General features: G+C 40.1%; 8 protein-coding genes and 1 pseudogene. 3 read left to right on the forward strand and 6 right to left on the reverse strand.

Annotated elements, in window-relative coordinates; translation table 11 throughout:
• Positions 1–481: 481 nt before the first annotated feature.
• Entirely contained in the window at positions 482–1,546 is a 1,065-nt protein-coding gene (locus AC5JMK_RS06285; RefSeq protein ID WP_096676202.1) for a DUF6765 family protein, read from the reverse strand.
• 99 nt (positions 1,547–1,645) lie between these two features.
• The gene (locus AC5JMK_RS06290) at positions 1,646–3,976 is read right to left on the reverse strand and encodes a GMC family oxidoreductase N-terminal domain-containing protein (protein WP_096676203.1); all 2,331 of its coding nucleotides are present in this window, start codon (positions 3,974–3,976) and stop codon (positions 1,646–1,648) included.
• A 348-nt stretch (positions 3,977–4,324) separates the two neighbouring features.
• Between AC5JMK_RS06290 and AC5JMK_RS06295 the strand changes: the two are divergent.
• A pseudogene (locus AC5JMK_RS06295) lies at positions 4,325–4,744 on the forward strand (IS4 family transposase); the annotation flags it as partial.
• A 367-nt stretch (positions 4,745–5,111) separates the two neighbouring features.
• The gene (locus tag AC5JMK_RS06300) at positions 5,112–5,663 is read left to right on the forward strand and encodes a hypothetical protein (RefSeq protein WP_096676205.1); all 552 of its coding nucleotides are present in this window, start codon (positions 5,112–5,114) and stop codon (positions 5,661–5,663) included.
• 63 nt (positions 5,664–5,726) lie between these two features.
• On the opposite strand, the gene AC5JMK_RS06305 is transcribed toward AC5JMK_RS06300, so the two are convergent.
• The 3 genes from AC5JMK_RS06305 to AC5JMK_RS06315 all read right to left on the reverse strand — a co-directional run bounded on the left by AC5JMK_RS06305 (position 5,727) and on the right by AC5JMK_RS06315 (position 9,118).
• A complete protein-coding gene (locus tag AC5JMK_RS06305) occupies positions 5,727–6,176 on the reverse strand; it encodes a PIN domain-containing protein (RefSeq protein WP_096676206.1) in 450 nt (149 codons plus the stop codon).
• Positions 6,177–6,480: 304 nt separating this feature from the next.
• On the reverse strand, positions 6,481–7,752 hold the full coding sequence (gene mltA, locus AC5JMK_RS06310; RefSeq protein WP_096676207.1) for a murein transglycosylase A: 1,272 nt from the start codon (positions 7,750–7,752) through the stop codon (positions 6,481–6,483).
• Positions 7,753–7,807: 55 nt separating this feature from the next.
• Entirely contained in the window at positions 7,808–9,118 is a 1,311-nt protein-coding gene (locus tag AC5JMK_RS06315) for a proton extrusion protein PcxA (RefSeq protein ID WP_096676208.1), read from the reverse strand.
• Positions 9,119–9,203: 85 nt separating this feature from the next.
• Between AC5JMK_RS06315 and AC5JMK_RS06320 the strand changes: the two genes are divergently transcribed.
• Complete coding sequence (locus AC5JMK_RS06320; RefSeq protein WP_495909674.1) at positions 9,204–11,456, forward strand: recombinase family protein; 2,253 nt, start codon at positions 9,204–9,206, stop codon at positions 11,454–11,456.
• An 86-nt stretch (positions 11,457–11,542) separates the two neighbouring features.
• Here the strand turns inward: AC5JMK_RS06320 and AC5JMK_RS06325 are convergent, their stop codons facing one another.
• Positions 11,543–11,959, reverse strand: a complete 417-nt coding sequence (locus tag AC5JMK_RS06325; RefSeq protein WP_495909673.1) for a hypothetical protein — start codon at positions 11,957–11,959, stop codon at positions 11,543–11,545.
• Positions 11,960–12,272 lie beyond the last annotated feature (313 nt).

Below are 12,272 nucleotides of genomic sequence, written 5' to 3' on the forward strand. Positions count from 1 at the left end.
CTCTCACCACTGACCTTTCAGGTACAGTGGGAGCCTCCTTGCGGCAATAGGTGAAGACAAGGAATAGGGAACAAAAAGTGTACCCAGCTTTGCACAAATCAAATAGAAATCCTATATATGCTCTTTTACCTACAATTGATAAATAGTGATTTCCAGAAATTGTTAGTGGTTAGTCAATGGTCAATTATGATAAGGCAAAAGTACGAAGGCAGAAGGCAGAAGGGAACCCCATAAATAAATTTAGGGGTTTCTAACAATGACGTATTGTATTTCGTACTACGCATCTCGCTCCAAATATTATTATCTTCTCCACGAATAAATTCGCTTTCTTGAAACCTTTCGGGCAGAATGCATCGGACTAAAAAAAGGTATTAAATTTTACTTAAGCCTTCTGCCTTCTGCCCTCTGCCTTCTGCCTTCTGCCTTTCTTCGGTCATTAGTTATTCTCCCCATCTTTCTACACCTTCATTATCTTCAAGTATCATGCTACACAAATACTATACATAGGTAATAATTCGTGGATAATATAAAAGTGATGTGCTTGTAAAGCATCGTGAAATAGTTTCCAATCGCTGGCTAGAAAGGTGGTGTGATAGGAAAAAATCTCGTTACCTCGGTCTATATCTTGTTCTGTACCAAGGGCTTGGTATTTCCAAGAATTTTTGCCTTTGGGAATATAGGTGACATATTCTTTACCAAAGCTAAATTTACCTTGAGCGATCGCCTGCAACCATTCTTTGTGTCTAAAATGACTTTTGTTGACCGTAAGATTTTCGAGCATAAAAGCTATTGTATCCCGATCAGATTCTGGCAGCCCTAGTACATCTGCGTCTGGATTACCTGCTATATAACGCTGCATAGCTTTACACATATGCTCTGCTGCTTCTAGAAAATCTTTAGGATTGTCTCTGGAAATTTTCTCGCCTCGTCCATTGGTGTAACCCCAACGTAAGTAAGGTTTGTCTGGATGACTCAGAACTGCACCGTGTCCGAGGGGTAAAGCTTCACTAACACAGTAGTTTTTTAGACGATCCATCAAACTGCGATCGGGATTACCATATTCATCAACCAGCTTTTTAGCTTCATTAACTCGATGATTGACACCCGCAAAACCCTGGTGCGCCCAAGTATCTACATATACATGCATTGTAATCCCTAAGCGATGCAGTCCATAGATAGAATCACGGCGACGAATGCATTCGCTGACCATATCCTGAGCTATATAACTGTTGGGACGACAAATGAGCTTGTCAATAAAGCTACCTGTAAGATTTTCTCCTACTTTTTTTCCGCCATTTCCAGGTAGAAAATGAAAGGGAATCCAAACGCGATGATTTGCTAGTTCCTTAAAGTTACGGTAGTCAAGCATTTTGTGTGCAGAACTCATGCGGCTAAACAACGCGCCGTTATCAAAGCGGATAAGTCCGGCATTTGTGGCATCATCTACGTATTGAGCGCAATATGCAATGATACTAGCGGCTTGATGTTCAAATCCGGCTAGTCGTGCGACGACATAAGTTACACCATGATGAAAATCTATTTGCATAATAGTTAGTTGTTGATTTTAGATTGTTGGTGGTTGTTTGGAACTAACAACCACCAACAACCAACAAAGAACTAAATACCACTAACTACTAACATTTTCTTAAACGTAAATTTTAGTTAAGGTACCAGCAAAGAAACGACTAAAGCGATCTATTGCTTGCAGTTGTTCCCAACGAGTTTTGGCGTTAATGACTTTCAGGGTAGTCATTTGCTTTATGAAATCTACAGGTTGAATTTTGAGAATACCCTTACCAATCACAGGATTTTTGTTGTTGTCACCTTCATAAACAGTAACGTAGAGAGTGGTGGTGTCAGGCCAAACATCAAAGCCTGGATCATCATGAATTTGCTTAAAGCCTTCAAAATAGTAGCTTTGCCCGTTTTCTGCGGTCATGTACATGCTGTAGCACATTTTGCGGGTTTTGGGCTGATCTTCTGCTTCTATAAATAAGTTAAAATCACCTTTGGTTACAGTCAGTGGATCTGAAGAAATTACGGGGGCTGTGACTGTACCAACGATTTTAGCAGGGTGCTGAGGATCATTGAGCAGTAACTCTAAATCATCAGCAATGACTGTCACGGTAAACTCTAGAGGTGAGATATCTTTTTTACCTTGTTGTGCTGCTTTTTGATAGTCATCTTTGACTTTGGTAGAAAAGAAACCACGCATCTTTTCGGTGAACTGAATTCCAATTTTGGCTGTGGGTGTGGAGTTTGTTGGCGCTATTACAGAAGATAGATCGTAGTTAATTGTCCAACCTCGATCTTTGGCAATCAGAGCGCAACAGCGTTCAGCTACAGCCGAAATAGTTAGTAGTGGATTAACCCCTAATGTCCGAGGTATTACTGAACCATCAGCAACGTACAAATTCTCGTAGATATCTGTACCCTGTTGACTAGAAAACACTTGTCCTTTGTGGTTAACTACACCATGTTCGGCATCTTCTGCTAAAATACAACCACCCAAAGGATGGACGCTAATCAAGTCGTGACCAAAAACATTACTCCAAATCGGGTTAGGAATTTGTGTACCACCTAAAGGACGGGTTGCTTCTTCTAGGCGATCGTTAACTCTTTGAAAAATGGGTTGTTTACCTACACCTTCCCATTCGATACTAAGACGATCATTTTCTAAATACATCCGTCCGGCTGCATCATCATGAGTCATGACTAAGTAAGTCTGGGTGTTGCGGACTGCACCTGTATAAGCACCGTGAGTTAAACTTTCTGCTTCTCTGAGTTTTTCTTGCAGGCGATCGCCTATACCTTGATCAGTATCTTCACCCAAGATTTTACCAGCAGCAGCAAAGCTACTTGGCAAGATCGGAGCAATAGCGCCAGGAATGGAACCTTCTTCGATCACCATACCGTTGTCTAAAACGGGCTGTTGACGCATATCCACAATACCAGTAATGCAAGGCCCTACAGGTTCCTGTTTGCTCGCAGGGCGATCGCCAAAGCCAACACCATTAATTACTTGTTCGGTGTTGTATCCAAAAGCCAAGACATCACCGTTACCTGTAAAATAGTGTCCTAGCTGATTAGATACAGGCAAACCCTTGGCTTGAGAACGTAATAAAATTTCTGTAGATCCTAGTGTACCCGCCGCCAAAATTACCATATCGGCACTGATAAACATTGTTGGCGCGTTGAACTTCTCTTGTCCTGTGTTCATTAATTGGTAGTGAACCAACCAACGATTTTCTTGTCGTTCTAAATAACTTACTGATACTTGCGTATATATCTCTGCACCGTTATTCTTGGCATCGGGCAGATAATTCATGAGTACAGTGTTTTTGGCTTTATGATTACAACCAGAGACGCAATCACCACAGAGATTACAAGCTTTCTGTTCTACACCGACATGATTCACCCCGTCTTCAAAAGTAACGTTAATGGGTGGTCTATAAAATTTCTCATTCAAGTATTGAGCAGATTTCTCCAAGGCTTGTAATTTGTGTATATGTGGAAAATTTTGTGGATATGGAGTTGGTTTGAGCATTTCTTCGGCACGCCGATATCCATCTGCCAATAAAGTATCTACATCATCACGCAAACCTTTCGGCCAACGGGTATCTGCAAAAACACGGGGTTCGGCTGGCAAAGAAACGTTAGCATTAACTAGTGATGTGCCACCCAGACCACAACCTACGAAAACATTAATATCTTTATTAATATGAAAATCATACAAACCTGTGGGTGAACCGATGTGTTTCCCATTCGGTAAATCCACCTGCATTTCTTTGACTGCTTCTTTTGGTTGATTGGGATATTCTCCAGGTTGAAACTCTTTACCTCTTTCGAGAACACACACCTGTTGTCCAGCACGGGCGAGCCGTGAAGCCGCAATTCCTCCCCCATACCCAGAACCAATTACTACTACTGTATAGTGATTTTTGATGTTTTCAATAGGACTTGCTAAACGAGTCATGCTATATATTCCCCTGGCACAGCGAAATTTACTACATCAGCTCCAACAAAGACATAACGAAGCCAACAATCTGTGAAACGCTGATTTGAGATTGCTGGGTTATTGTGTACTTCAACAACAAAAAAAGTGGTTCCGCAAAAGTTGCAAATGTACATATTTATAACTTCAGAAATAGTGATGCATGGCAAATTAATACTCTGTTGCGTTTAGACAAAAAAGTAGAGGCACACGCTGAAAAATCTGACGGGGCGACCAAATAGTCCGAAAATCTTATGAGATAAAGTGTGTAGCAATTTGTGCTAAGAAAAGATAGGTCTAGTTTTGTCAATAAGACCAATAAGATTGATAATGATCCCAACATTCTACCAAACACACTTAAAAAGTCAATTTAGTCTTGCCGATTACATCTTTCTCAAAATTTTGATTACCTTGTTGCAATCCATTAAAAAAGTTAAGTTAGAAACTTTAGCCACTGTCCTACCGATTCCAATTATATTTGAAAGCAGAAGAAAGAAAATACAGAGATTTTTGTCATTACCAAATCTCACAATTGAAAAGACTTGGTTTCCGATAGTTACCGCATGGTTAGAAACAAACTTCACCTGTGAAAAAATAATTTATGTAGTAATTGACCGTACAAACTGGGCCGGTGTGAATTTATTTATGGTAAGTGTCGTTTGGGATAAGAGAGCCTTTCCAGTATACTTTGAATTATTACCCAAATTAGGTAGTAGCAATTTGAAAGAATATGGGCGTATACAAAAGCGGCATAGTAGTTTTTATATCGGATTATATGGTCAACATTGGGTTAATTTCATGGAACAATGTAAAGATTTAGTTACCGATTTAATGAAATTATCTCGCAATAAACGCCCCTTCTATCAACGAGGTCTAAGGGCTATGGAGCTTATCCTATCTGCATCCTAGCCTTTTTTGTCGCCCCCTCAGCTGAAAAATAGAAGTCACGCACACATTTAATCGACTTGCACTATACAGTAAATTAATATAGCAAGCCTCTTGCATAAAGGCAGAAAGCAGAAGAGAATAATCCTGATTACGTCAGTATTTTGGCGTATTCTTGAGTTGTTCTTTGTTTCTGCCACGCTTTACTGAGTTAAAAAAAATTCTTAACAAGATGATTAAGGGCTTGCTACTGTTGGTGTTAAATAATTATTTAAAATTTATTTCTGCTTCTTTAGTGGTATTGCTTCTAGAAGCTTTAAGTCTTTACCCTGCGTATTCCCAAACAGCCAATAGTAATCAATCAGCAACTGTGGGGAATGATTCATCTTTCAATCAATTATTACAATCTAGTCCACAGATTCCTGTAACGAACTCTAATACTTCCTCGAATAACAATAACTCTAATACGATTAAGTATCCCAATATTTATCCTCTCAATTATGTTCCCAACGCCTACGTCAATACTGAAAATGACTTTGGCTTTAATCTTTCCGCAGGTGTGAATACTTTAGACGCTTCCAACGTCACGATTTATCTTGGCGTAATCTTCCAACCAGGGCGAACCGAAGACCATAATACGAGAATGTCTCGTCTGCGTAAAGAAACGGAATTATTAGAAGTTCACAAAAAAACAATGGAAGCAAATCTGACCTTGTTGCAGAAGCAAATCGAAGAAGCAACGATTCGATTACAGCGCTTACAGTTATCGTCTCCCCAGAAGTAGTTAGGGACTGCAAGAGGGACAAGGGAGACAAGGGAGACAAAGGGGAAGAAGCAGGAGTTTTTATTAGCCAAACCTGGTTGTTTGTAGTTGAGTTTCTAAGTTGACGCGTACCCATAATTCTGCTACTGACCAAACGTAATATTTATGAGGAGCTTGAGTAAAGTCACTGAGCTTATGGGTGACAACTGCATCTAATTCTTCATAGCTAACACAGCAAAGTTCAACAGCAGATTCAAAATCCTCTAAGGTTAAAGTGCGTGCTTGTTGGAGAACAGTCTGATCTACATGACAAATTTTAATTTTTTCTTTTAACCAATCTACTACTATTTCTGCTACTTTGTTATCTCGTAAACGACTGGCATAAGTGTATATTTTTTGCCATCCGATATCTGTGATGTACATCTGAATCAATGGATGTACTTTATCTAATAATTTACTAACCTCTTCTCCAAGACCGTTACGATTCATTAAAGCTTCTAGTATTAGGTCAGCATCAAATATAATCTTGATCACTTTCAACTCCCGATTGACCGACCAATGTAGCCTATGATGAGATTTTCATGGTGAATCCCAGTTATTAGGAACATACTTATATACACAAATTGAAGAGATGGTATTTCCGATTTATGCAAAACTCTTCATTAGTCATTAGTCATTAATCAAAATATAGCGCTTCTCGGTTGTGTGCAATACGCTGCGCCCAGACGTTACATGTAACGTCTCTACATTGTTCATGGCGTTGTATTTGATTCAAATGAGAACCGCTATATAGTTATCCGTGTCCTTCTGTCTCACCATCTCCCCAGACTCCTCATGATTACTGTTTAAGTAACAAATAATATAGTTGTCCATTACTAACGGTGACACCTGCGCGATCGCCTGCTTGTTGACCAGTACCCAAAAAATAATCTACTCTACCAGCTCCTTTAATTGCACCTCCAGTATCTTGATCGAGAACGTAACGACTCACAATACGACGTTCTATTTTGCCATTGGTTTCTATAAAGGGAAAATTAGCACGAATTAAGGCTAAAGCACCGGGAGGCATGAGGGATTTATCTGTAGCGATTGAACGTTCAGCGACAAGTGGTACACTGATTGAACCCGTTGCTGGCGCACCATGATTTTCTTGAAAAAATACAAAGCTCGGATCACGGGAAATATAAACGTTTAACTCTTGGGGATATTTTTGAAAATAGTCAAGGATTTTCGGCATAGTCATACCTTCTAAGGGTAATTTGCCATCATTTGCTAGTTCGCGACCAATACTTTTGTATCCATAAGCTGTATTACCAGCGTAGCCAACTGTTGTTTGTTTACCATCAGGAAGTTGCAACCGCGCCGAACCTTGAATTTGGATGATATATGGTTCGAGGCGATCGCGAAACCAAAATAATTCCAATCCCCGTAGTTTGCCTTTTTTACCTTCTAAACCATCTGTTCCTTCTAGTTCTAAGCGCGTGGGATGAGGTTTAACCCAGGATTTTAAATCCGGAGGTAAGCCATAAATTGGATAACGATATTCTGCTGTCGGAGTGCGGCTAGCAGAGTAAAGTGGTTCATAGTAGGCGGTGAATAAAACTGTACCTTTAGTGTCTTTGCCAATAGATTGGTAAAAAACAAATTCCTTGGCGATCGCTGCATTTAATTCAGCAGCAGATTTGGATGTTAATAAAACTTGGCGGAAGCGTCTCAAACTTTTGATGACGCGTTGATGGGTAATACCAGGTACTTTATATCCTTGGTAAGCAGTAGCAGCAGATTTTGTTTGCAAGTATTGCAAACTGCGATCAACAGCCATTAATAGTCCTTTTTTGTCTGGTGATTTAGCGTTTTCACCCCATATTTGTTCATCTAGACAAGACTTATCAGCCTCGCAACAAGGAAATAAAGGCCGTTGCAAGGATAACAAAGGTAGTGGTGAGGTTTGTTGTGTATCAGAAATTTCAAAGGAAATTGGTAGTTCCCACTTTTTTAGTCGGCATTCTGGTGGGCTGAGTTCCCTATAAGTTAAAGATTCTATGGGCAGAAAAAAAATTAATGGTATAACCGGGAGACTAAGACATAGAGCAACAAGTTTTTTTTTCATGGTAAATGTTAGTAGGGTCGTAGACCTACTTTAAACTATCAAAAACAATCAACAATTACTCATTCATATTCCGATAGGTCGCAACCGCAGAAGGTGAAATCCGATTTAAGTAGCGGAAAATCCAATATTTGAAAATAGTATCTAAGATTACTGGAAAGGTCGCAATAAATAAGAAGATAAAATCATGATTTGCTGGTAAACCCCAATGACGTGATACACCTTCTAGAATCACTTCCCAACCGTGAGGAGAGTGGAAGCCAACAAAAATGTCTGTGAATAAAATGATGATAAATGCTTTGGCGCTATCACTTAGACCATAGACAATATTATCAAAGAAACCTTTCAGAACAGCAATTTCTCTTTTACTAATTAATAAAAGAAATACGAATGCAATTACAGATAAAATATCCGCAAAGACATTTTTGAGAGCATTGGCACTTTCTTGACGAAATTCTCCGGCAATTTCTTCGGCTTTTTCCCTCAATTCTATTTCTATATCTTCTATTGGTGGACTAATATTACTAAGCAGATTTTTAAATTTAATTTTTTCTTCAAATCTCTGCAACTCTAGCAGTGCTTCTTCTTCCATTTCTTCATTGAGGAAGACAACTGCTTGTTCAGGTTCCTTGATATGATCAATAATCGGTCCAACGAGAAAAGCTTTTGATAGTTGATGAGTCAGAATTGGTACGATGATTAATAATAATATAAATCTAACTGAGATGATGGTTCTTTTTTGGGCTGTACGGAAATTTTGAACAACATTCTGCTCTGCTTGCGGATCTAATTCTGCTTGGAGACGATTAATAGTATTAAATATTGAACGCGGTAATACACCTGTTGTATCGGTTTTTCCCCGTGGTTCGTTATCGATTTTTTTTCTGAGAATATCGGGTTGTTTTGGTTGAAGCACTATAGATTTTGCTGGTACATCTATGGGTTTTGCAACACGATCTTGAGGGATAATTTCTTCGTCAATGTTATTGTATTTTGTGATGACTCCATCAATAAATCTGAGCTTCTCTAAAATTACTGAAGGTTCAAGAGACTCGATACTTAGTTTTCTGATTGCCTTTTGATTTGGTTCATTTAAGAAATAACGGCTGGCTCTAAACTCTGTTAGCCTCATCCTAATGATTTTTAATTCTTTTTTAAGATCTGATTCAAAATAATCAATAACACTGCTACTATATGCCGTTGAGTTGGAGTCTATTTTGTTACCATTAAAATGCTCATTTTCTATTTTTTGGATTTTGAGGGCAGCATCATACGCTTTATTTAATGAGCGTTCTGGTGTCCGCAAGTACCGCTCGTATGCTGTCCACAGAAAAGAGTATATTTTTTGACCTAAACCTGAGTTATTCATCTTAGGCAATCATCCAGCCTGTTTTGGTATTTTTAACCTTAATTTAACGTACGAGGTATCTTAACAAATTCCCATGAAAACGATTATGTTTTCTCATTCTGTTTGGATTGTTGGTATGAGTCGCAGTGGCAAAACTGCTCGGTTGGTGGAACAATTTGCTCGCTGGATGCAAGATGAAAATCATGATCAAGAATCATTTTATACTAAAAAATCTAGACTTAATAATAGCGATCGCCTACCAAAAAGGCTGTATCCTCATCGAACAGAAGGAGCAGTTTTGATTTTGGCTGCCAATGACGATAATCGGCGAGAATTAGCAGATGAGATTGTCATGGCAACTACAGGGAAATATCCTGTACGCTGTAAAACTCCTTTAGGCTTTTTTCAAGATGAGGTAATTTTATTTTGGCCCTTATTGGTGCAATCTTTAAAGTTAAAGGCGCAATTTCCTGTCAGATTGCGTCCAGAAACCGAGCAAGAATTAGCAACTAGGCTGTGGCGTCCCTACATCAATGAAGAGATTTTACGCCGTGCAGGCACCAATGAGTACCGTTTAGTACGTCGCATCCTAGACTTATTACAATTGGCTGCTTATAGTGGTACACCAGTAGAAGATATTGGTAAGGTTTTAGCAGTCGCACTCGCACCACAGGACAGTGACACCAATTTAGAACCAGAATTTTTGTCGGCTTTACTGCTAGATTGGCGTAACTGGTGTTTGGAGAGAGGATTACTTTCCTACGGAATTATTACAGAACTTTATAGTCAATATCTGTTAACCGATCCGCATTACCAACAAAGGCTAACACAACGCTATCAGGGAATATTGGCAGATGATGTGCAAGATTACCCACCTGTGGCGCGCCACCTATTTGAGTTGCTCTTAAATGATGGAGCAGTGGGAGCGTTTAGTTATAATCCTGATGGGATTGTGCGTCTGGGTTTAGGAGCAGACCCGAATTATATGCGAGAGTTAGCACAGTACTGTCAGCAAGAAACCTTAACTGCCTCACCTGATGGTAGTCTTGCTGACAGACTGACAACATCGATGGTAGAAATTGTTACAGAACCAATGACGCTATTGAGTTTACCGGAAGTGGTGCAATCAATTCAAGCCACATCGCGCGCTCAATTGTTGCGACAAACAGCCGAAGTGATTGTACAGGCAATTAAACAAGGATTAGTGGAACCAGAGCAAGTAGCAGTGATTGCACCCGGTTTAGATGCGATCGCTCGCTATACTCTCACAGAAATTCTTACTAAGCAAGGCATTTTAGTAAAATCGCTCAACGATCAACGTCCCCTGATTGCTTCTCCGATTATCCGGGCTTTACTTACTGTTTTGGCTTTAGTGTATCCAGGATTAGGACGTTTGGTAGACCGGGATGCAGTCGCAGAAATGTTGGTGATGTTGAGTAGGGGAAATGCTTCTGGTGATGCTTTTGCAGACGCGGTTACAGAAGACGCGGAGAATATTTTTGATGAATTCCCTGTGTCAGATCGCCACCGTGTTCTTGCATCTGTTCCTACTATCGATCCAGTACGCGCTGGTTTAATTGCAGATTACTGTTTTCAACCCCATCCAGAACGCCCAAATTTGTTACCTGTGACAGCCTTTGATCGTTGGGATAGACTTGGTTATGCAGCGACTACAGCCTACAACGAGATTGTCAAGTGGCTAGAAGAACAGCGATCGCAACAGGAATTACGTTTGATTCCGAGTCCGATTTCTTTGTTAGACCGAGCAATTCAGCGCTTTTTGTGGGATGGTACTAATCTCGCTTACGACCAACTAGCAGCTTTGCGGGAATTACTGGAAACTGCTCAACATTATTGGGAAATTGATACCAGATTGCGGCAGATTCCCTCTGATCGCTTAGGGGGAGAAGTACCACAAAATACGATTGCCGAATTTATGCAATTACTACAGCGCGGTACAATCACCGCTAATCCTTACCCCATGCGTCTGATGGGAACAGCAGCCAAGGGTGTAACTTTAGCTACGATCTTCCAATATCGATCAATTCGGCGTTCTCATCATTGGCATTTTTGGTTAGATGCGAGTTCACCGCTCTGGGCTAAAGGTGGTGCAGCAACTTTGTTTGGTGCGCCTTTCTTTCTGCGAAACAGGTTAGGCGAACCTTGGACAGCAGAAGATGAACAATTGGCAGAAGAACAACGCCTACGCCGGATTTTGGCAGATTTGCTTTCCCGTGTATCCGAGAGAGTTTATTTGTGTCACAGTGATTTAGCTGTGAATGGACAAGAGCAATTAGGCCCGTTGTTACCTTTGGTTCATGCTTGTGTGTCGGTGGTTGCTGATGGGGTGGGGGTTTAAAACTGAACAACAAGCCCCAACTTCTTGAAGGATGCTTGGCTAATAGTTTGTAGAGATGAGCCTTAGCGGAGCCATGCGCGACAGCGCTATTGGCGCCAACTATTGAGTGGTAAAGAGTTGTTATAAACAAAAGTTAGCCCACGCTTAACAGCCTCACTGAGGGCGGTAGCTTTTCGCAGCAATCCCTCCTGATAAATTTGCATAAGAGTTTGTAGCTCTAATCGCTCATCTTCAATTAGAAGACCTGCTTGCTGGCGATCAAGTAATTCACTCAAGCGAGCATCTTGCTCTGATTCCATTTGTAGTTCTGTCAGTGCTAACACCTGTTGATCACAAAGGGTAGAGACAGGCTCAAGATCAAGAATATCTGCTCTGATAGGTGGAATAGACAGTTGAATTGTATCTGCTAAAACACTAGCAATATCTCGGTTTGCCAACCGCGCAAAGCGTTCGGCACGTTGATAAACCTCATCTGGTAAAGTAATCGTGATTTGGGTACTCATGGCTACACTTTAATGCTGTTTGCCTAGATTAGGCTTTTTTTTAATATTATGCTGTACAGAATTATTAGTGGTTTCAATATGTGAACTACTGAAATGAGAAAGTGATCAAGCTTTTTAAGAAAGCAATCAGGCATTTTGCTTGCATGATTTACTGAAAAAACAAAGTGATCCAACCTTTCAAGAAAGCAATTAGGCATTTTACTTGCATGATTTACCAAAATGAGTGCGTGATTCATTGAAATGAGAAAGCAAAATGGTAGGGAGCATCCCAATTTTGCAAAAAGAGGGAGAGAAGGGAAAAAAATTCGCGATT

It is taken from the genome of Pelatocladus sp. (assembly GCF_059505505.1).

What these genes read in the sequence shown, in the direction of transcription:
- AC5JMK_RS06325 (WP_495909673.1), bottom strand. Translation starts at nt 11,959, where the DNA reads ATGAGTACCCAAATCACGATTACTTTACCAGATGAGGTTTATCAACGT.
- AC5JMK_RS06290 (WP_096676203.1), bottom strand. Translation starts at nt 3,976, where the DNA reads ATGACTCGTTTAGCAAGTCCTATTGAAAACATCAAAAATCACTATACA.
- AC5JMK_RS06320 (WP_495909674.1), top strand. Translation starts at nt 9,204, where the DNA reads ATGTTTTCTCATTCTGTTTGGATTGTTGGTATGAGTCGCAGTGGCAAA.
- AC5JMK_RS06300 (WP_096676205.1), top strand. Translation starts at nt 5,112, where the DNA reads ATGATTAAGGGCTTGCTACTGTTGGTGTTAAATAATTATTTAAAATTT.
- mltA (WP_096676207.1), bottom strand. Translation starts at nt 7,752, where the DNA reads ATGAAAAAAAAACTTGTTGCTCTATGTCTTAGTCTCCCGGTTATACCA.
- AC5JMK_RS06285 (WP_096676202.1), bottom strand. Translation starts at nt 1,546, where the DNA reads ATGCAAATAGATTTTCATCATGGTGTAACTTATGTCGTCGCACGACTA.
- AC5JMK_RS06315 (WP_096676208.1), bottom strand. Translation starts at nt 9,118, where the DNA reads ATGAATAACTCAGGTTTAGGTCAAAAAATATACTCTTTTCTGTGGACA.